This window comes from Curtobacterium flaccumfaciens (genome assembly GCF_018598405.1).
In the GTDB taxonomy this organism is placed as follows: Bacteria; Actinomycetota; Actinomycetes; order Actinomycetales; family Microbacteriaceae; genus Curtobacterium; species Curtobacterium aurantiacum.
Genome location: NZ_JAHEWS010000019.1, coordinates 1 through 19,814 on the forward strand (window position 1 = coordinate 1; position 19,814 = coordinate 19,814).

Consider the following 19,814-nt stretch of genomic DNA (forward strand, 5'->3'; position numbering starts at 1 on the left):
CGGCCAAGCCCACACCGTCCGACAGACCGTGCACCGTGCCGGGCGGGAGGCGCGGGGCGGCCCGGCCCCGCGCCTCCCGTCCGCACCGTGCGTAAGTCGTCACCCGGTGCGAGCTTCCACGCATCGTGCCCGGCTGCAATGCCGCACCAGGCGGCTAAGCCCGCACCGTCCGACAGACCGTGCACCGTGCCGGGCGGGAGGCGCGTGGCGGCCTGGCCCCGCGCCTCCCGCCCGCACCGTGCGCGCGCCGCCACCCGGTGCGCGCTTCCGGGCACCGTGCCCGGCTGCAATGCCGCACCAGGCACGCAATGCGCCCCGGGCCGACGAAACCTGCACCGTGCACGCTCAGGCGGGGACGCCGCCGGGGTAGACGACGGACTTGAGCGACTCCGGGTCGGTGTCGCTCTCGAGGGCCTCGCGCACGTCATCGAGCCCGAAGCGGCCGGTGACGAGCGAGTCGAGATCGACCTGCCCGGACGCGACCAGCTCGATGGCGACCGGCCAGGTGTTCGTGTACCGGAAGATCCCGGTGACCGTGACCTCGAGGTTCTGGATGTGCTCGACCGGCAGCGTCATCTCGGAGTTGCCGAGCCCGACCAGCACCGCTGCACCAGCGGGGCCCACGGCCTTGATGCCGTCCGACACCGCGCGGGGTGCACCGCTGGCGTCGATGAACGCGTCGACGGGGACGATGTCGGACGCGACGGACACGGCGGTGGGGTCGACGACCTCGGTGGCGCCGTACCGCAGGGCGCGCTCACGGCGCTCGGCGACGAGGTCGCTGACGACGATGCGCGACGCTCCGAAGGCCTTCGCGACCTGGGCGCAGATGATGCCGATCGGACCGGCACCGGCGATGAGCACCGACGAACCGGGGACGATGCCGGCCTTGCGGACGGCGGCGATGCCGACGGACAGCGGCTCGAGGAGCGCGCCGGCCTCGAACGAGACGGCGTCGGGCAGGACGTGCGCGAACTCGGCCTCGATGGTGACGAACTCGGTGAAGGCGCCGTCGACCGGCGGCGTCGCGTAGAAGCGCATGTGCGGGCAGAGGTTGTAGCGGCCGGCCAGGCACTGGGCGCAGCGGTGGCAGGGGCGCTGCGGCTCGATGGCCACGCGCTCCCCCACGCGGGACGGGTCGACCCCCTCGCCGACGGCCTCGATCGTGCCGGAGAGCTCGTGCCCGAGGACGAGGGGCTCCTCGACGACGAAGTCCCCGATGCGGCCGTGGCGGTAGTAGTGCACGTCGGAGCCGCAGACACCGACGGCGGCGACCCGGACGAGCACGTCACCGGGGTCGACGGCGGGGACGGGGCGGTCCTCGACGGTGAGGTCCTGGGTGCCGAGCAGGACGCTGGTGCGCTGGGTGGAGGTCATGCGGTTCTCGCTTCCTCGGCCGCGTCGTCGCGGCCGGACGTGGGGGTGGTGGAGGGGGCTGCGGTCGCCGCGGTCGCCGCGGTCGCTGCGGTCATCGTGGCGTCGCGCAGCAGCTCCGCGAAGCCGATCTCGGCGGCGCCGCGGACCAGGACGTCACGGCCGAGTGCCGCCGGGACGATGCGGAGCCGGTCGGTCATGGCGGCCATCGTCTGCGCACGGACGTCGGTCTCGACCCGGTCGCCGACGTGCCCGAGCAGCGCACCGAGGAACCCGCCGAGCACCACGACCTCGGGGTCGACGGTGTGGATGGCGTTGCGCAGCGCGGTCGCGAGCGCGGTGACCTGTCGGTCGACGACCCGCTCGACCTCGGGCCGGCCCTCGGCGAGCGCCGCGGCGAGCGCGTCGAGGTCGTCCGGCGGGGTCCCGGTGACGTCGGTGAGGGCGGAGCGCGACGCCTCGGTCTCCAGGCACCCGACCGCGCCGCAGTGGCAGCGGATCCCGTTCGCCGCGACGAAGGTGTGCCCGAGCTCGCCCGCGTACCCGTCGGCGCCGCTGAAGGGCCGGCCGGCGCTGACGATCCCGCCGCCGATGCCGCTCGCGCCGCCGTTCAGGTACACGAGGTCGTCGACGCCGCGGGCGCTGCCGTACAGCCGTTCCGCCCAGGCGCCGAGGTTGGCGTCGTTCGCGGCCCGGACCGGCAGCCCGAGGCGTTCCGCGAGCGGTCCGGCGAGGGGTTCGTCACGCCACCCGAGGTGCGGGGCGTCGCGGACGGTGCCGTCCTCGACCCGGACGATGCCGGGCACGGCGACGCCGACCCCGACGACCCGGGCGCCGGGTCCGGTGCGGGCGACGAGTGCGGCGAGGACCCGGGCGACGGCGTCGATGGCCTGCGCGGCGGTGGGGACGGTGGTCTGCGGCTCCACCAGCCGGTCACGCACGCTGCCGTCGAGGCCGACGAGGGCGACCCCGACGGCGTCGATCTCGACCGTGACCGCGGCGGCGAGGACGTCGGCCGACGCCCGCACGACCCCGCTCGGCCGTCCGACCCCGGCACCGGGGGTCCCCGCGGCCGGGGTCTCCTCGTGCACGAGACCGGCGTCGACGAGTTCCCCGACGAGCGCGAGGATCGTCGAGCGGTTCAGTCCGGTGCGCCGGGTGAGCTCGGCGCGGGTGACGGGGCCGTCCTCGTGCACGAGCCGGAGGACGCGCGCGGCGTTGCCCGGCGTCGCCGTGGGCTGCCGTGCCATGGGTCCTCCTCGTTGTGAATGGGGTCGCGGGTGGGGTTTCGGGCTGAGCGACGAGTTTCGCACCCGGGCGCCCGTGGACTGTCGCGCAGCGCGAAACCCCGGCGAAGAACCGGGTCAGCGCGACTGCGAGAACGCGGCGTCGAACGCGGCGTCCGGCGGGGCGATGGTGCCGAGCCGCCGGACGAACGCCAGCGCCTCGGGCCCGCCGACGAGCCGGTCCATGCCGGCGTCCTCCCACTCGACGCTGGTCGGTCCGGCGTACCCGATGTGGTTCAGCACGCGGAACACCCGCTCCCACGGTACGTCCCCGTGACCGGCGGTGACGAAGTCCCACCCGCGCCGGGGGTCGCCCCACGGCAGGTGCGAGGACAACCGCCCGTTGCGCCCGTCGAGCTGCTTCACCGACTCCTTGCAGTGCACGTGGTACACCCGGTCGGCGAAGTCGAGCAGGAACGCGGCGGGGTCGAGGTCCTGCCAGACGAAGTGCGACGGGTCGAAGTTGAACCCGAACGCCGGCCGGTCCTGGAACACCTCGAGCGTGCGCCTGGCGGTCCAGTAGTCGTAGGCGATCTCGGACGGGTGCACCTCGAGCGCGAACCGGACCCCGACCTCCTCGAAGACGTCGAGGATCGGTGACCAGCGGTCGTGGAAGTCCTGGTACCCGGCGTCGATCATCCCCGGGGGCACGGGCGGGAACCCGGCGACGGTCTTCCAGATCGACGAACCGGAGAAGCCGGTGACGGTGTCGACCCCGAGCGCCGCGGCGGCACGGGCGGTCCACTGCAGTTCCTCGGCCGCACGCTGCCGTACGCCCTCGGGGTCGCCGTCGCCCCACACGTGCGGCGGGACGATGTCCTCGTGCCGCTGGTCGATCGGGTCGTCGCACACTGCCTGGCCGACCAGGTGGTTCGCGATGGTCCAGACCTGGAGCCCGTTGCGTTCCAGGATCGCCGTGCGCTCGGCGACGTACTCCGGGTCCGTCGCGGCGCGCCGGACGTCCAGGTGGTCGCCCCAGCAGGCGATCTCCAGCCCGTCGTAGCCCCACTCGCCGGCGAGCCGGGCGACCTCTTCGAAGGGCAGGTCGGCCCACTGTCCGGTGAACAGGGTGACCGGCCGGGAGGCCCGTGTCGTCTCCGTCGTCTCGCTCGCGTCCGTCGTCGTCATCGTCGTCGTCCTTCTTCGCGGTGGTCGGGTTCCGTCACCAGGATCCGGGTGCGGACCCGGCGGGGACGGTGGCGGGTCGCTCGACGCGCGAGTGCACGTCGACGACCGAGTGGTCTCGGGCGGCGGCGGAGACCGCCTCCATGACCTCGAGCACGTGGAACGCGAGATCGCCGGAGGCTCGGTGCGGCCGGTCCGTCGCGATCGCGTGCGCCATGTCGGCGAGGCCGTAGCCGCGGCCGGCGTCGGCGTACCCGGCGGCGACCGGCAGGTCGCGCCACGAGCGGTCGTCGGCGGTGGCGATCGACACGGTGTCCGAGAACCGGTTCGGGTCCGGGACGCCCAGGGTGCCGGCGGTGCCGTACACCTCGAACAGCGGGGCGCGGGTGGCCCAGACCTCGAACGAGACGGTCACGGTGGAGACCACGCCGCCCGCGTGCTCGAGGATCGCGACGACGTGCGTGTCGATGTCGACCGGGATCGACGTGCCGGCGTTCGGCCCGGTGGCGATCGTCCGTTCGCGGGTGGAGCGGGTGGCGCTGCCGCTGACCCGGACGACCGGCCCGAAGAACGTGACGAGGCTGGTCAGGTAGTACGGCCCCATGTCGAGGAGCGGTCCGCCGCCCGGCTGGTAGTAGAACGCCGGCGCGGGGTGCCAGAGCTCGTGCCCGGGGGCGCTCCACGCGACGGCGGCGCCGACCGGGGTACCGATCGCGCCGTCGTCGAGGGCGGCACGGGCGGTCTGGATGCCCGTGCCGAGGACGGTGTCCGGGGCGCTGCCGACCCGGAGGCCCCGGTCGCGTGCGAGCTGGAGCACCGGTGCTGCCTCGGCGGTGGACATCGCGAGCGGCTTCTCGCCGTAGACGTGCTTGCCGGCGGCGAGCGCCCGGGTCGCGACGTCGGCGTGCGCGGCCGGGATCGTCAGGTTGAGCACCACGTCGATGTCGTCGGCGGCGAGCAGGTCGTCCACGGTGGTCCCGCGCACGCCCTGGGCCGCGCCGACCGCCTCGGCCCGTGCGACGTCGAGGTCGGCGACCGCGGCGAGCTCGAGGCCGGGCAGTGCCGGGAAGTGCTCGAAGTACTGCTGGCTGATGACCCCGACGCCGACGACCCCGACGCGGAGCACCCCTTCGTTCACCGTGCTGCCCACAGGAGTCCCCGTTCGATGATGGTTCGGACCGGCTGCGACTCGACGATCTCGATCCGGTGTCCGGGGGCCGAGACGAAGATCCGTCCCTTCCCCCACTGCCGGGTCCAGATCGCCGGTGCGGTGACCGGGCGGTTCCAGGGGTCCCACGAGCGGGCCTCCTGCGTGGTGGTGGCGAGGACGTCGTCGTACTCGTCGCTCAGCACCCAGTACTGCTCCGTGACGAGGTCGAAGTCCTCGATGCCCTGCGTGATCGGGTGCTCGTGCCCGAGTTCGGTGATGTGCACCGTGTACGGGATGTAGTTGTCGGACTGCTCGCCGACCCGTTCGTCGGGGTGCTTGCCCGCGTGGTGCGCGAACTGCCCGCCGATCATGTGCAGGTAGTCGGCGTTGTCGCGGTACGAGTCCGCGATCCCGCCGTGCCAGCCGGCCATGCCCGTGCCGTTCAGGACGGCGCGCTGCAGCCCGGCGAACTCGTCGGCCGCGATCGTCGTCATCGTGTTGACCTGGACGATCAGGTCGACGGTGTCCATGTACTCCTGGTCGGCGTACACGGCGGGCGACCCCTCGACGCGGACGGCGAACCCGTGGGCCTGCAGGAACGGGATGAACAGGTCGGTGGTCTCCACGGGCTGGTGACCGTCCCACCCGCCGCGGACGACGAGTGCCCGGCGGGTCTGGTCGGCGGCGCTCACGAGGTCGCCGTCCAGGTGCTGCCGGCGGCGGCGCTGCGTTCGACCGCGTCGAGGACCCGCTGCACGTGCAGGCCGTCGGCGAACGACGGCGACGGGTCGGTGCCGGCGACGATCGCGTCGACGAAGTCCTTCACCTGGTGGCTGAAGGTGTGCTCGTACCCGATGAGGTGCCCGGTCGGCCACCACACGGCCATGTAGGGGTGCTCGGGCTCGGTGACGAGGATGCGGCGGAACCCCTGCTCCCCCGCCGGGGCGTTCGACTCGTACAGCCGGAGCTCGTTCATCGCCTCGAGGTCGAACTGGATCGCGCCCTCGGACCCGCTGATCTCGAGCGTCAGGCCGTTCTTCCGCCCGGTCGCGTACCGCGTGGCCTCGAACGTGCCGATCGCACCGTCGGCCGCACCGCCACCCAGGCGGGCGGTGAAGAACGCGGCGTCGTCGACCGTGACCTGGCCGCGCTCACTCGACGCGGTGCCGGAGAGCCCGACCCCCTCGGCCATCAACGGACGCTCGGTCACGAAGGTCTCGAGGGTGCCGGACACGGTGGCGAGCGACGCACCCGTGACGTGCTCGACGAGGTCGATGGCGTGGGCACCGATGTCGCCGAGTGCGCCGGAGCCGGCGAGCGACTTGTCGAGGCGCCAGGTCATCGGACCGTCCTCGTCCGCCAACCAGTCCTGCAGGTAGAGCGCACGGACCTGGCGCACGGTGCCGATCCGGCCGTCCTGCACCAGCTGCCGGGCGAACGCGATGGCCGGCACCCGGCGGTAGCTGAACCCGACCATCGCCCGGACCCCCTGCGCACGGGCGGCGTCGGCGGCGGCGGTCATCGCCTCGGCCTCGGCGACGGTGTTGGCGAGGGGCTTCTCGCACAGGACGTGCTTGCCGGCCTGGAGCGCGGCGATCGCGATCTCGACGTGCGACGACCCGGGCGAGACGATGTCGACCACGTCGATGTCCGGGTCGGCGACGACGGCACGCCAGTCGGTGGACGCGGCCTGCCAGCCGTACTGCACGCGTGCGGCCTCGGTGCGTTCCGGGTCACGCCCGACGATCACCGCCATCTCGGGCTCGGCCCCGAGGTCGAAGAACCTGGGGGCGGTCCGCCACGCCTGTGAGTGTGCGGCTCCCATGAAGCCGTGCCCCACCATCGCGACCCGCAGTCGTTGCTGCACCGTCGACTCACTTGCCATCCGCTCGCTCCTTTGCGATCACGTGCTTGCCACAGCCAACACTACCGCTTATGTTGGGCGCGGCAACATTTTGTTTCGACGACGAACGGTGACCACCATGGCAACGACGCCCACCCGTGCAGACAAGTTCTCCTTCGGTCTCTGGACCATCGGCTACAACGGCTCCGACCCCTTCGGCGGGCCGACCCGACCCGCCCTCGACGTGGTCGAGGCGGTCGAGAAGCTCGATGAGCTCGGGGCCTACGGCCTGACCTTCCACGACGACGACCTGTTCGCGTTCGGTTCGACCGACGCCGAACGCCAGACCCAGATCGACCGCCTCAAGGGCGCGCTCGAGTCCACCGGGCTCGTCGTGCCGATGGTCACGACGAACCTGTTCTCCGCCCCCGTGTTCAAGGACGGCGGCTTCACCTCGAACGACCGGCAGGTGCGCCGCTTCGCGCTCCGCAAGGTCCTGCGCAACATCGACCTCGCCGCCGAGCTCGGCGCATCGACGTTCGTGATGTGGGGCGGCCGCGAAGGCTCCGAGTACGACAGCGCGAAGGACGTGCAGGCCGCACTCGAGCGCTACCGCGAGGCCGTCAACCTGCTCGCCCAGTACGTCACCGACAAGGGCTACGGCATCCGGTTCGCCATCGAGCCGAAGCCGAACGAGCCCCGTGGCGACATCCTCCTGCCGACCCTCGGCCACGCGATCGCCTTCACCGAGACGCTCGAGCGCCCGGAGCTGTTCGGCATCAACCCCGAGGTCGGCCACGAGCAGATGGCGGGCCTGAACTTCACGGCCGGCATCGCCCAGGCCCTCTACCAGGGCAAGCTCTTCCACATCGACCTCAACGGTCAGCGCGGCATCAAGTACGACCAGGACCTCGTGTTCGGCCACGGCGACCTGCAGAACGCGTTCTCGCTCGTCGACCTGCTCGAGCACGGCGCCCCGCAGGGCGGCCCGGCGTACGACGGCCCGCGCCACTTCGACTACAAGCCGAGCCGCACCGAGGACATCACCGGCGTCTGGGACTCCGCGTCGGCCAACATGCGCATGTACCTGCTCCTCAAGGAGCGTGCGCAGGCGTTCCGCGCCGACCCCGAGGTGCAGGCCGCGCTCGAGGCCTCGAAGGTCGGCGAGCTGTCGACGCCGACGCTGAACGACGGCGAGTCGTACGACACGTTCCTCGCCGACCGCTCGGCCTACGAGGACTTCGACGCCGACGCGTACTTCGGCGGCAAGGGCTTCGGCTTCGTCCGCCTGCAGCAGCTCGCGATGGAGCACCTCCTGGGCGCGCGGAATTGAAGGCAGACGCGCCAGCGGCTGCATTCCGCGCGCTGAGGCGGCCTGCCGCCGAAGTGGCTGAGAACACGGACGAGCGCCAGCTCGTCGCGGGGGTCGACTCGTCGACCCAGTCCTGCAAGGTCACCATCCGTGACGCGGCGACCGGTGCGGTCGTCCGGGAGGGACGCGCGTCCCACCCGGACGGCACGTCCGTCGACCCCCGCCACTGGTGGGACGCCCTCGGTGCCGCCGTCGTCGACGCCGGCGGCCTCGACGACGTCGGTGCCGTCGCGATCGCCGGGCAGCAGCACGGCATGGTCGCGCTCGACGCGGACGGCCGCGTGGTCCGCGACGCCCTGCTGTGGAACGACGTGCGCAGTGCGGACGCGGCCGCGCAGATGGTCGACGAGCTCGGCCGGGAATCCTGGGTCGCCCGGACGGGTCTGGTCCCGGTGGCCTCGTTCACCGGTACCAAGCTGCGGTGGCTCCGCGACGCGGAACCCGAGAACGCGGCGCGCGTCGCGGCCGTGGCGCTCCCCCACGACTGGCTGTCGTGGCGGCTCCGCGGGTACGGCCCGGCGGGCGAGAGCCCGCTCGGCCCCGACCTCGACGCGCTGGCGACCGACGCGTCCGACGCCAGCGGCACGGCGTACTGGGACCCGGTGCGCCGCGAGTACGACCCGGAGCTGTTCGAGCTCGCGCTCGGGCGGCCGATGCGACCGGCGTCGATGGGTGACGACGACGCCGTGGTCGTGCCCCGCGTGGTCGCTCCCGACGAGGCGATGGGCGCCCTGTCCACCGACGTGGAGCTGCCCGGCGGCGCGGTCGCACGGTCCGGCCTCGTCGTGGGTGCCGGACTCGGCGACAACGCCGGGGCAGCGCTCGGCCTGGGCCTCGGTCCGGGCGACGTCGCGGTGTCCCTCGGCACGAGCGGCACGGTCTTCGGGGTCAGTGATGCCGAGGTGCGTGACCCGAGCGGGACCGTGGCGGGCTTCGCCGACGGGACCGGGTCGCGCCTCCCGATCGTCACGACGCTCAACGCGGCCCGCGTGCTCGAGGTGATCGGCGGCCTGCTCGGCGTCGACCACGACGCGCTCGGCGAGCTGGCGCTGCAGGCGCCGGCCGGGGCCGACGGCCTCGTCCTGGTGCCGTACTTCGTGGGCGAGCGCACACCCAACCGGCCGGACGCGACCGCATCGCTGCTCGGCATGACACCGGCGACCACCGACCGGGCGCACCTGGCCCGGGCGGCCGTCGAGGGGATGCTCTGCGCCCTCGCCGACGGACTCGCCGCGGTGCAGGACACCGGGGTCACCGTCGAGCGGCTCCTGCTCATCGGTGGCGCTGCGCGGAACCCGGCGGTGCGCACCGTCGCCGCACAGGTGTTCGGCCGTGACGTCCTGGTGCCGGAGCCCGGTGAGTACGTCGCCGCTGGTGCCGCGAAGCAGGCCGCGTGGGCGCTCACCGGTGCCCTGCCGACGTGGGACACCGCGACGACCACCGTGCCGTCCGACCCCCACCCCGAGGTGCTCGAGCAGTACCGCGCCGCGGCGCGCTGACCGACGCACCGAGTCCGACACCCCTCGCCCCCGGCGCCCTCCACCAGGGCGCCGGGGGCATCATCGTCCCCGGAGGACCCCCATGCCACTGACCGACCTGCCCCTCGACGCGCTCCGCGCCCACCGCTCGGACGTCCGTCGTCCCGCCGACTTCGACGCCTTCTGGGCGGACACGATCGCCGCCGCCCGGACCGCGGGCGAGGGCGTCGAGGTGACCCTCGTGCCCGCCGAGACCCCGGTGACCGGTCTCGTCGTCGAAGACCTGACGTTCCCCGGGTTCGCCGGGGACCCGGTGCGCGCGTGGGTCAACCGTCCGGTGTCCGACGACCCCGCCGCACTGCCGGTCGTCGTCGAGTTCCTCGGGTACGGCGGTGGCCGTGGTCGTCCGGGCGAGCGCGTGCACTGGGCCCTCGCCGGGTACGTGCACGTGGTGATGGACACCCGCGGCCAGGGCTCCGGGTGGGCCGGCGGCGACACCCCGGACCCGCACGGCTCCGCGCCGCACGCCAGCGGCTGGATGACGAGCGGCATCGGCTCGCCCGCCGACCACTACTACCGCCGCGTCTACACCGACGCCGTGCGACTCGTCGAGGCGGTGCGGAGGCTGCCCGGGGTCGACCCCGAGCGCATCGCCCTGACCGGTGGCAGCCAGGGCGGCGGCATCACGATCGCCGCGGCCGCCCTGGTCGAGGCGCACGTCGGACCGATCGCGGCGGTCATGGCCGACGTGGCGTTCCTGGCCGACTGGCGGAACGGCACCGACGTCGCGGTCGGCGGCCCGTACCTGGAGCTCACGCAGTACCTCGCCGTGCACCGGGACGCGGCCGACACCGTGTGGCACACCGCCGCGTACCTGGACGGGGTGAACCACGCCCCGGGGATCACCGCGCCCGCGCTGTTCTCGGTCGCACTGATGGACGACGTCGTGCCGCCGCGGACGACCTTCGCGGCGTTCAACGCCCTCGGGTCGTCGGTCCGCGAGATCGCCGTGTACCCGTACAACGGGCACGAGGGCGGCGGGTTCCGGCACTGGGAGCGCCAGGCCGCGTTCCTGGCGGCGCAGCTGCCCGAGCGGCTCAGATGAAGTAGTGGTGCCGGTGGTGGGTGCCGGTGCTGCCGTCACCGACGTCGTAGTGCACGGTGAGGGTCTGCTCCCAGTCGCGTCCGCGGTGGTCTCCCCACTCGAACAGGATGCTGTCCGGGACGACGTCGGGCTGGTGGAGCAGGACCCGCTCCGCCAGCCCGACCAGCCGCTGCTGTCGGGTGCGCATCCGTCGCCTCAGGTACTCGTGTGCAGCGTCTTCTTCGGGTACTCGTCGAAGCGCTGGAAGTACGTGCTCGAGAAGCGCCCCATGTGACGGAACCCCCACCGGTGCGCGACCTCGGCCACCGTCGTCTGCGTGCAGTCGGCGAGCTGGAGCGCGATCCGGACGCGGTCGAGCCGGACCAGCAGCAGGTACGTCATCGGGCTCACCCCGAGGTGCTGCACGAAGTTCTCCTGCAGTGTGCGGGAGCTGACCCCGACCGCCCCGCAGACGTCCGCCAGCTGGAGCGGTCGGTCGCAGTGCTCCGCGAGCCACGCCTGTGCCAGGTGCACGGTGTTCGCGGTCCGGGACACCTGGGGTGCGTCCTGCTCCACGACGGCTCCGCCGAAGGCCCGCAGGACCGTCTCGGCCAGCAGCACCTGTGCCGACAGGTGCCCACCGGGGTTGCGGTCCGGGTGCAGCGCGTTCACGGCGACGGCGTCGATGCGGGCGAGCAGCTGCGGGACCTCGGCCTCGGACGGGAGGGTCCGCAGTCGGCCGGTGTACCGGTGGTCGAAGACGACCCCGTTCACGGCGTCGAGGAACCCGCCGTCCACCCGCAGCACCTGGACCGTCCCGGCGGGCGCGACGACGGTGAACCGCCGGTCCGTCGGCAGCAGGACCGGGACACCGGGGCGGGTCGGCGCACCACCGTCGACCCGGAGGCCGCCCGCCGCCGACCAGGCGAGCACCGGCGTGCCGTCCGGGGTGAACGAGGCTGCGGCGGCGGTCGACACCGCCGACGACAGCAGTGCGACGTTGTGGTGGCGCACCGTGCGGTGCCGGAACGCGAACCGGTCGGTGGGTGCGAACCGCACGTCGCGGCCGCCGTACACGACGCTCCAGGTCCGCACGGCCTCGGACGGGGTCCGGCCGGAGCGCTCGACCGTCCGGGGCGCGTGCGGGACCGCGGCCCGCGGGACGGTGTCGCTGCTCACGGGTTCCGCCCCCGCTGGGCCCGCAGGTCCGCGACGCTGAAGCGCTCCTGGTCGACGTCGTCCTCGGACTGCACGATCCAGCCGCGTCGGGCAGCCCGTGCCCGAGCCCGGTAGGAGGTGATGTGGACCGGGGAGACCCCCGGTGCACGCTCGTAACCACTCATCAGATCCTCCGATCTGCCCCCGCGCCTCCGACCCTGTTCGGAGGGGGACAGTTTGAGTACCTTCTGGACGATAAGCGTCCTGGTCGAGGGCCACAATGACCCCCGAACGGGTGCGATCCACATCCGCGCACCTCGGATAACAGCGGCGTCGTGGCGTCGGAGGCAGAACCGCACGCACGCCTCGTACGCTCCACGTATGGACCAGGCACCGACCACGGCGAGTGGTCCCGAGCACGGCGGAGCACGGCTGTCCCGCACCGTGCACGAGGCGTTGCGGTTCGTGCACGCCCACGCCCGCGAGGCGATCTCGGTGCCGGACATCGCCGCCGCGGCACACCTGTCGACCCGCGGCCTGCAGAGCGCGTTCCGGCGGGAGCTCCAGACCTCACCCGCGTCGTACCTGCGCGGGGTGCGGCTCGAGGGGGTCCGCCGCGACCTGCTGGCGATGACACCGTCGGACCGCCGGACGATCGCGGAGGTCGCCAAGCACTGGCACTTCAGCAACGCCGGCCGGATGGCGGCCGAGTACCGGGCCGCGTTCGGAACCGCCCCGTCCACGGCACTCCGGTCGTTCGACCCTGGCGACCCGGACCCCCGCGGCACGACGGACCTCGCGGGTCCGCCCGGTGACGGCACCCGGTTCCGCATCGTCCTCGACTGCGAGATCGACGTCCAGGACGCCGACGCAACCTTCGCCAGTGCCCTCCGTCGCGCCCACGGCGACGAACACCCCTGGCACGGCTACGACCCCGACGGCAGCACGGCGGACGTCGTCGCGTTCCTGCTCGCCAGCGCTGTGCGGGGCGTGACCGCCGAGACGGCCGGCATCCGGTTGCGCGCCGTCAACCCGATGCTGCGGGCTCCGGACGAGCATGGCGGCTACCCGGCGGCCGAACTGCCGCCGTGGTCCGCACCGAGCAGCGTGCCACCCAGGATGCCCGAGCGGGACTGATCACGTCGCCGGTTGTACGAAAAGCGTCGACGGCGCGGGATCGGAGGCAGGATGGGGAGACCCCGCTCGACGCCGCCGCGCGTGGCCCCCCCCACCGGAAGGCAGCCCCATGGGACAGCTCATCTACGACTCCCAGCCCCTCGAACTCCGCCTCGACGACCGCGCGCTGACGCACCTGCAGATCGTGATCGTCAACCTGATCCGACGCGGGGAGAGCTTCGTGTTCTCGTGGAAGGACGACCCCGCCGTCGGGGGTGGGCGAAGCAGCATCTGGATCCACCCGTACTGTGGACTGCACTTCAAGTTCGCCGGTGGCAAGTCGCCCAGCGTCAACCGCTCCTGGTTGGACGAGCTCTACGCCAGTGCGGCGAGCGGCTCCGGACTCGTCCTGTCGCCCGAGCCGTCGGACGCCGGGGAGCCGGTGTCCGCCGACGACGTCGCCGGAGCACCACCCGCACGACCGACCACCATCATCAGCGCCTCCTGACCGGGGCCCGAACGACAGGACGACCGCCGCTGTGACCACCACCCCTCGCCGGCGCCGCACCGCGCTGCTCGCCGCCGCACTGACCGCCGGCCTCGCACTCACCGGCTGTGCGACGCCCGCATCGGCGAGCGGGTCGGCGGTCGGCGGTGGGGCGACGACACCGGCCGCCGACTGGTTCGACGTCACCGGGTTCCAGCCGGAGAACGCCGACCCGGCCCTGGTGGACGCGAACGCCCCGGCGATGGACGTCGTCGGCGTCGACGGGCTGCTGCTGAACCGCGCGGGCACGAAGGTCACGGCGCCGTCGCGTGCCGCCAAGGCCCAGCGCAACCGGGCACACGCGAACGGGCTCACCGCGCAACTGCTCGTGAGCAACTACTCCGAGGCCGACGGCGACTTCAGCGAGCCGATCGCGCGGAAGCTCCTGACGTCGTCGGCCAACCGCGCCCGGGTCGTCCGCTCCCTCGCCACCGCCGTCCGGACCGGCGGGTGGGACTCGATCATGATCGACCTCGAGGCGCTGACCGCGGCCGAGAAGCCCGGCCTCACCGCCTTCGCCCGGGAACTCCGGGCCGCCGTCGGCGACGACGTCCGGCTCGACATCGCACTGTCGGCGTCGACCACCGCTGCCGGGTACGCCCGCCTCGGCTACGACGTCCGTGCCCTCCGTGCGCCGCTCGACCACCTGACGCTCATGGCCTACGACCAGCACGGCCCCTGGGAGCCGGACGCTCCTGGCCCGGTCGGATCACTTGCGTGGTCGTCGAAGGCCGCCCGCGCCCTCGCGACCCTCGCCCCCGCCGACCAGATCGTGCTCGGCGTCGCCGGCTACGGGTACCACTGGAAGGGCACGCGCCCGGCCGGACAGCTCTCCGACGCCCAGGCCCGACTGCGGGTCCGGAAGGCCGGCGTGACCCCGGAGTGGAACGCGACGGTCGGCGAGTGGACCGCGACCCTGCCGAGCGGTGAGGTGCTCTGGTGGTCGGACGCACGCTCGCTGCGCGACCGCGTCGCCCTGGCGGAGCGGCTCGGCCTGACCGGCGTCGCCGTCTGGTCACTGGACCTGTCCGACCGGATCGACCCGATCGGCTGAACCGGCTCAGTAGGCGCCGGTGGCCTGACTCTGCCCCCACGCGCCACACGGCGTGCCGTACCGCCCACCGATGTAGTCGAGACCCCAGGTGATCTGCGTCGCCGGGTTCGTCTGCCAGTCGGCACCGGCCGAGGCCATCTTGGACCCCGGGTACGCCTGCGGGATGCCGTAGGCGCCGTTCGGGTTCGCGGCTGTCGTGCGCCAGCCCGACTCCTTGTTCCACAGGGACACCAGGCAGCCGTACTCGCCCGCACCCCATCCGCGCGCGGCCACCATCTGGGCCGCGATGGCCTGGGCGCTGCCCGGGGTCGCCGCGGGGACCGCGGGGGCACCGATCGCGGCCTCGGCGAGGGACTGCTGGGCAGCGCGTCGGGGCTTCGGCGTCGGGGCCTCGACGGCGAAGTCGTCACGGTCGACGACGGGCGTGGTGACCGATGCGACCGCGAACACCTGCGGGTCGGCCGCCGGTGCCGCGACGCCGGGGACCGCCACGGCGTCGAGGTCCGCGAAGGCCGGCAGGGTCAGCTGCGTGGCGAGCAGCACCATCGGGGCGGTGAAGGCCAGGGTGGCTGCTGCGCGACGCCGGACGGACGGAACGGTCCGGACGGGTGCGGCGACCGCGGCGGGACGCGTCGGGGGCAGCGGCGGCGGGAGCATCGGCCCCGGGGCGCGCCGGACCGGCGGACACCCGGAGGCGGGTGGCAACGCTGCGTGTCTCCCCACGCGCTCAGCATAGTGACGGGTGGTGTCGGCAGGGCCGACACCACCCGTGTGTTCAGACGAGCGACCACTCCACGAGGCGGGGGTCGTCCGGCGTGACCGCGTGCACGGCGCCCGTGACCGCGACGGTGGCGCGCTCCGTGGCGGTGCCGGGGACGGGGTGTCGGACCGGCCCGTCGCCCGAGGCGACGATCCCACCCGCTGCCACCGGGCCTCCCGGCCGTGACGCCGCCGCGTGGGACGCGACCCACACCTGCACGTCGCCGGGCTCGACCACCTTGCGCATCCGGCGGTCGGTGAACGCGAAGCGCTGCACCGGGACGCGGAAGCGCACCCGGGTGGACTCCCCCGCGGCGAGCGCGACCCGCGCGTACCCGAGGAGCTGGACCTCCGGCCGGGTGACGCTGCCGTGCACGTCGTGCCCGTAGAGCTGCACGACGTCCTCGCCGTCACGGGACCCGGTGTTGCGGACCGTGACCGACGCGGTGAAGACCCCGTCGGAGCGGACCTCCTGGTCGACGACGAGCTCCTCGTACGCGAAGTCGGTGTAGCCGAGGCCGAAGCCGAACGGTCGAACCGGCGTCGAGTCCGCGGCGGTGACGTCGGACGGACCGCCGAGCCGGGGGTGCAGGTAGGTGAACGGCTGCGCGCCGGCCGACCGGGGCAGGGACAGCGGCAGCCGGCCGGAGGGCGCGGCCGCGCCGGTGAGCAGGTCGGCGATCGCCAGCCCGCCGCCCTCACCGGGGAAGAACGCCTGCACGACCGCTGCCGGACGCGGCTGGTCGCCGTCGAGCGCCCACCCGATGGCGTAGGGCCGTCCGGTGAGCAGCACCATCACGGTGGGCGTGCCGGTCGCGACGACCGCCTCGACCAGCTCGCGCTGCACGCCGGGCAGGTCGAGGGACTCGGTGTCGTTGCCCTCGCCGACGGTGCCGCGTCCGAACAGTCCGGCCTGGTCGCCGACGACGACCACCGCGACGTCCGAGGCGGATGCCACGGCCACGGCGTCGGCGAAGCCGGCTCGGTCGTCGCCCGTGACGGCGCAGCCGGCGGCGAATCGGACCGCCGCCGGGCCGAGGGCCTGGGTGACGGCTTCGCGGACGGTCGGGATCGCGAAGCCGAGCGGCAGGTCCGGGTGCGAGGCGAGCACGTGGTTCGCGAACGAGTAGCAGCCCTGCAGTGCCTCGGCGCGGTCGGCGTTCGGCCCGATGACGGCGACCGAGGCCTCTGGGGCGAGCGGGAGGACGGGGGTGGTGCCGTCGGCGGCGGTGACGCCGTCGTTGGCCAGCAGCACGAGCGACTTCGCCGCCAGCTCCTTCGCGAGCGCCTGGTGCAGCGGGGTGTCGAGGTCGATCCCGGTGGGGGCGTCCTCGGCGAACGCGTCCGGCTCGAGCAAGCCGAGCCGCTCCTTCTGCCGGAGCACCCGGAGCACGGCACGGTCGACGAGGGCCTCGTCCACCTGCCCGGTGCGGACCCGCTCGACGAGCGGCGCGAGGTACGCGTCGCCCGTCGGCAGCTCGACGTCGATGCCGGCCTCGAGCGCCAGCGCCGCGGCCTCGCCACGGTCGGCGGCGATGCCGTGCATGACCTCGAGGAACGCCACCGAGAAGTAGTCCGCGACGACGGTGCCGTCGAAGCCGAGCCGGTCGCGGAGCAGGTCGGTGAGCAGCTCGCCGCTCGCCGCGACGGGCACGCCGTCGATCTCGGCGTACGAGTTCATGACGCTCCGGGCGCCGCCGTCGCGGAGCGCCATCTCGAACGGCGGCAGGTAGACGTCGGCGACCTCGCGGGCTCCGGCGTGCGCCGGGGCGTGGTTCCGCCCCGCCTGCGAGGCCGAGTAGCCGAGGAAGTGCTTCAGCGTCGCGTCGACCCCGGCGGACTGCAGGCCCCGCACGTACGCGGTACCGACGGTGCCGACCAGGTACGGGTCCTCGGCGATGCACTCGTCGACCCGGCCCCAGCGGGGATCGCGGATGACGTCGAGCACCGGCGCGAGGCCCTGGTGCACGCCGAGCTCGCGCATCGAGGCGCCGATCGCGGCGCCGACCTGCTCGACGAGCTCGGGGTCGAACGACGCACCCCACGCCAGCGGCGTCGGGAACGTCGCGGCCTTCCACGCGGCGAGGCCGGTGAGGCACTCCTCGTGGACGAGCGCCGGGATCCCGAGCCGGGTCTCGCGCTGCAGGCGGCGCTGTTCGGCCCAGAGCCAGGCGGCACGCTCGTCGGGTTCGACGGGGCGGGTGCCGTAGACGCGGGTGAACTGGCCGATGCCGTCGCGGGTGATGTCCGCCAGGGAGCTGCCCTGCTGCACGGCCGCCATCTCGCCCTGCATGGGGGCGACGACGCCGTTCTGGTCGAGCCAGTAGCCGACGAGCTGGGCGACCTTCTCGTCGAGGGTCATCTCGGCGAGGAGGGCGTCGGCGCGGGGGCCTGCCGGGGCCGTGGTCGCGTCCGTCGTGGTCGTGGTCGTGGTCGCGGTCGCGGTCGCGTCCGTCGCGCTCGCGTCCGTCGCGGTTGCGTCCGTCGCGGCTGTTGCGTCCGTCGTGCTGTCGGCCTGGAGGCGCGGGTCGCGTCCGGCGGTCCGCGTCGCGTCGGTCGCGGTCACCCCTTCACCGCCCCGGTCAGGCCACCGACGATGCGGCGCTGGAAGATCGTGAAGAACACGAGCGCCGGGATCATCGACATCGAGGTGAACGCGAGCACCTTGGCGGTGTCGACGGAGTACTGCGACGAGAACGACTGGACCCCGAGCGGCAGGGTGTACGCGGCCTCGTTGTTGAGGATGAACAGCGGCAGGATGTAGCTGTTCCAGCTGGCGATGAACGCCAGGATGCCGACCGTGACGACACCGGGCAGCGACAGCGGCACGACCATCCGGAAGAAGAACCCGAGGCGACTGGCACCGTCGATGGACGCCGCCTCCTCGAGCTCGTCCGGGATCGCCCGCAGGAACGGCACGAGGATGATCACGGTGGTGGGCAGGGCGAACGCGATCTGCGGCAGGATCACGCCGGCCAGGCTGTTCGTCAGACCGAGGTCCTTGACGAGCAGGTACAGCGGGGTGATCGCGACGGTGATCGGGAACATCAGCCCCGCGGCGAACAGGGCGTAGAGCGCCCCGCGGCCGGCGAACCGGTAGCGGGCGAGCACGAAGCTCACCATCAGCCCGAGCACGACGACCCCGAGGGTGGTCGTGACGGCGCTGATCGTGGAGTTGCCGAGCTGCTGCCAGAAGATGCCGCTCGACAGCACGGACCCGTAGTTGCCGAACTCGAACGGCGCCGGCAGCCCGGCCGGGCTCGTGGTGATCTGCGAGTTCGTCCGGAAGCCGCCCAACACGATGTAGAGCACGGGCGCCAGGTTCGCGGCGACGAACAGGATCGCGACGACGTAGGTCAGCGGGTTGGCACGTCCGATCGCGGCACTGGACCGACGATCCCGCATGGCCCGCCGCCCGGGGGCGACGATGCTCGTGGTGGCCATCAGTTCTTCCTCTCGGTGAGTGCACCGGCGGTGTCGCGACGGAGCACGAAGCGCTGGTAGATCAGGGCCACCACGAGCGAGATCACGAACATCACGACCGCGACGGCGCTGCCGAAGCCGAAGTTGCCCGAGGTGCGGCCGTTGGCGACCATGTACGTCGCCATCGTCGAGGTGCCCGCGGTCGACGCGATGTACTGGCCCCAGATGATGTAGACGAGGTCGAACAGCTGCAGCGAGCCGATGATCGACAGGAACGCCCAGATGCGGATGGTCGGACCGAGCAGCGGCAGGGTGATGCGCCGCTGGATCTGCCAGTAGCCGGCGCCGTCGATCGCGGCGGCCTCGAACAACTCCTCGGGGATGCTCTGCAGGCCGGCGAGGAACAGGATCACCGCGAAGCCGATGTACTTCCACGAGATGATCACGAGCAGCGTCCAGATGGCGATGTCGGGGTTCGACAGCCAGTCCGCACGGAGCCCGCCCAGGCCGATGCTCTGGAACAGGTCGTTCACGGCTCCGTTCGACTGGAGCATCAGGCTCCACCCGGTGCCGACGATGACCTCGGAGATGACGTACGGCACGAAGACGAGCACGCGGACGAGCCCACGGCCGTGCATCTTCTGGTTGAGCAGCAGCGCGAGCACGATGGCGATCGGCCCCTGCAGCACCAGGGAGAGCACGACGATGAAGCCGTTGTGCATCAGGACCGCGTGGAACGCCTTGTCCTGGAAGATGATCAGGTAGTTCTGCAGCCCGACGAAGTCGGTGGGCGGGCCGTAGCCCTGCCACTTGAAGAACCCGTAGTAGGCGGCGAGCGCCACGGGCAGGATCACGAACGTGACGAAGACGATGACCGCGGGTCCGGCGAGGACCGCGATCTCGACGCGCTTCCGCCAGTCCGCGATGCGGCGCTTGGTCCGCCGACCGGCGGGGAGCGGCGAACCGCTCCCCGCCGGGGACGTCCCCGCGGCCGTGTCCGACCCGGTGGCCGGAGTCGTACCGAGCGAGGTGTCGAGGGTCATGC

General features: G+C 72.9%; 19 protein-coding genes. 6 read left to right on the forward strand and 13 right to left on the reverse strand.

Annotated features, from left to right (window positions below):
- Positions 1-345 precede the first annotated feature (345 nt).
- The 6 genes from KK097_RS12315 to KK097_RS12340 form a co-directional block, all read right to left on the reverse strand.
- The gene (locus KK097_RS12315) at positions 346-1,377 is read right to left on the reverse strand and encodes an NAD(P)-dependent alcohol dehydrogenase (RefSeq protein WP_214545016.1); all 1,032 of its coding nucleotides are present in this window, start codon (positions 1,375-1,377) and stop codon (positions 346-348) included.
- Positions 1,374-2,624, reverse strand: coding sequence for an ROK family transcriptional regulator (locus KK097_RS12320; protein ID WP_214545018.1), 1,251 nt, complete (start codon positions 2,622-2,624; stop codon positions 1,374-1,376). The genes KK097_RS12315 and KK097_RS12320 overlap by 4 nt, the downstream gene beginning before the upstream one ends.
- A 114-nt stretch (positions 2,625-2,738) precedes the next feature.
- Positions 2,739-3,788: a sugar phosphate isomerase/epimerase family protein gene (locus KK097_RS12325; protein WP_214545020.1), complete on the reverse strand. Its 1,050-nt coding sequence runs from the start codon at positions 3,786-3,788 to the stop codon at positions 2,739-2,741.
- 34 nt (positions 3,789-3,822) lie between these two features.
- Positions 3,823-4,935, reverse strand: coding sequence for a Gfo/Idh/MocA family protein (locus tag KK097_RS12330; RefSeq protein ID WP_214545022.1), 1,113 nt, complete (start codon positions 4,933-4,935; stop codon positions 3,823-3,825).
- Positions 4,920-5,627, reverse strand: coding sequence for a ThuA domain-containing protein (locus KK097_RS12335; protein WP_214529081.1), 708 nt, complete (start codon positions 5,625-5,627; stop codon positions 4,920-4,922). Before KK097_RS12335 ends, KK097_RS12330 begins: the two co-directional genes overlap by 16 nt.
- Positions 5,624-6,820, reverse strand: coding sequence for a Gfo/Idh/MocA family protein (locus tag KK097_RS12340; RefSeq protein WP_250896710.1), 1,197 nt, complete (start codon positions 6,818-6,820; stop codon positions 5,624-5,626). Before KK097_RS12340 ends, KK097_RS12335 begins: the two co-directional genes overlap by 4 nt.
- A 97-nt stretch (positions 6,821-6,917) precedes the next feature.
- On the opposite strand from KK097_RS12340, the gene xylA reads away from it, so the two are divergent.
- From xylA to KK097_RS12355, 3 genes are all read left to right on the forward strand, one after another.
- Positions 6,918-8,111 (forward strand): xylose isomerase, encoded by a 1,194-nt coding sequence (gene xylA / locus KK097_RS12345; protein WP_214545023.1) that lies wholly within the window; start codon positions 6,918-6,920, stop codon positions 8,109-8,111.
- Positions 8,112-8,164: 53 nt separating this feature from the next.
- The gene (gene xylB / locus KK097_RS12350; protein ID WP_214545024.1) at positions 8,165-9,649 is read left to right on the forward strand and encodes a xylulokinase; all 1,485 of its coding nucleotides are present in this window, start codon (positions 8,165-8,167) and stop codon (positions 9,647-9,649) included.
- 82 nt (positions 9,650-9,731) lie between these two features.
- Complete coding sequence (locus tag KK097_RS12355; protein WP_214545025.1) at positions 9,732-10,733, forward strand: acetylxylan esterase; 1,002 nt, start codon at positions 9,732-9,734, stop codon at positions 10,731-10,733.
- On the opposite strand, the gene KK097_RS12360 is transcribed toward KK097_RS12355, so the two are convergent.
- Genes KK097_RS12360 through KK097_RS12370 form a run of 3 tightly spaced genes read right to left on the reverse strand, consistent with a single transcriptional unit; the run spans position 10,726 to position 12,055 of the window.
- On the reverse strand, positions 10,726-10,920 hold the full coding sequence (locus KK097_RS12360) for a hypothetical protein (RefSeq protein ID WP_214529084.1): 195 nt from the start codon (positions 10,918-10,920) through the stop codon (positions 10,726-10,728). The genes KK097_RS12355 and KK097_RS12360 overlap by 8 nt on opposite strands.
- Positions 10,921-10,928: 8 nt before the next feature.
- Positions 10,929-11,891, reverse strand: a complete 963-nt coding sequence (locus KK097_RS18710) for a helix-turn-helix transcriptional regulator (protein ID WP_214545026.1) — start codon at positions 11,889-11,891, stop codon at positions 10,929-10,931.
- Positions 11,888-12,055 carry a hypothetical protein gene (locus KK097_RS12370; RefSeq protein WP_214545027.1) on the reverse strand — a complete coding sequence of 56 codons (168 nt, stop codon included), beginning with the start codon at positions 12,053-12,055 and terminating at the stop codon, positions 11,888-11,890. Before KK097_RS12370 ends, KK097_RS18710 begins: the two co-directional genes overlap by 4 nt.
- A 196-nt stretch (positions 12,056-12,251) precedes the next feature.
- On the opposite strand from KK097_RS12370, the gene KK097_RS12375 reads away from it, so the two are divergent.
- The 3 genes from KK097_RS12375 to KK097_RS12385 all read left to right on the forward strand — a co-directional run bounded on the left by KK097_RS12375 (position 12,252) and on the right by KK097_RS12385 (position 14,587).
- Positions 12,252-13,007: a helix-turn-helix domain-containing protein gene (locus KK097_RS12375; protein ID WP_214529087.1), complete on the forward strand. Its 756-nt coding sequence runs from the start codon at positions 12,252-12,254 to the stop codon at positions 13,005-13,007.
- Between the two features lie 109 nt (positions 13,008-13,116).
- Positions 13,117-13,494, forward strand: a complete 378-nt coding sequence (locus KK097_RS12380) for a DUF7882 family protein (RefSeq protein ID WP_214529088.1) — start codon at positions 13,117-13,119, stop codon at positions 13,492-13,494.
- Between the two features lie 31 nt (positions 13,495-13,525).
- Positions 13,526-14,587, forward strand: coding sequence for a glycosyl hydrolase family 18 protein (locus KK097_RS12385; protein WP_214545028.1), 1,062 nt, complete (start codon positions 13,526-13,528; stop codon positions 14,585-14,587).
- 6 nt (positions 14,588-14,593) lie between these two features.
- On the opposite strand, the gene KK097_RS18125 is transcribed toward KK097_RS12385, so the two are convergent.
- From KK097_RS18125 to KK097_RS12405, 4 genes are read right to left on the reverse strand one after another with little or no spacing between them, the layout of a single operon-like run.
- Positions 14,594-15,310: an aggregation-promoting factor C-terminal-like domain-containing protein gene (locus KK097_RS18125; protein WP_307858390.1), complete on the reverse strand. Its 717-nt coding sequence runs from the start codon at positions 15,308-15,310 to the stop codon at positions 14,594-14,596.
- 52 nt (positions 15,311-15,362) lie between these two features.
- Positions 15,363-17,912, reverse strand: coding sequence for a beta-xylosidase/alpha-l-arabinosidase (locus KK097_RS12395; RefSeq protein WP_214545029.1), 2,550 nt, complete (start codon positions 17,910-17,912; stop codon positions 15,363-15,365).
- A complete protein-coding gene (locus KK097_RS12400) occupies positions 17,909-18,790 on the reverse strand; it encodes a carbohydrate ABC transporter permease (protein WP_214529093.1) in 882 nt (293 codons plus the stop codon). Before KK097_RS12400 ends, KK097_RS12395 begins: the two co-directional genes overlap by 4 nt.
- The gene (locus KK097_RS12405; protein WP_071405209.1) at positions 18,790-19,812 is read right to left on the reverse strand and encodes a carbohydrate ABC transporter permease; all 1,023 of its coding nucleotides are present in this window, start codon (positions 19,810-19,812) and stop codon (positions 18,790-18,792) included. The genes KK097_RS12400 and KK097_RS12405 overlap by 1 nt, the downstream gene beginning before the upstream one ends.
- Positions 19,813-19,814 lie beyond the last annotated feature (2 nt).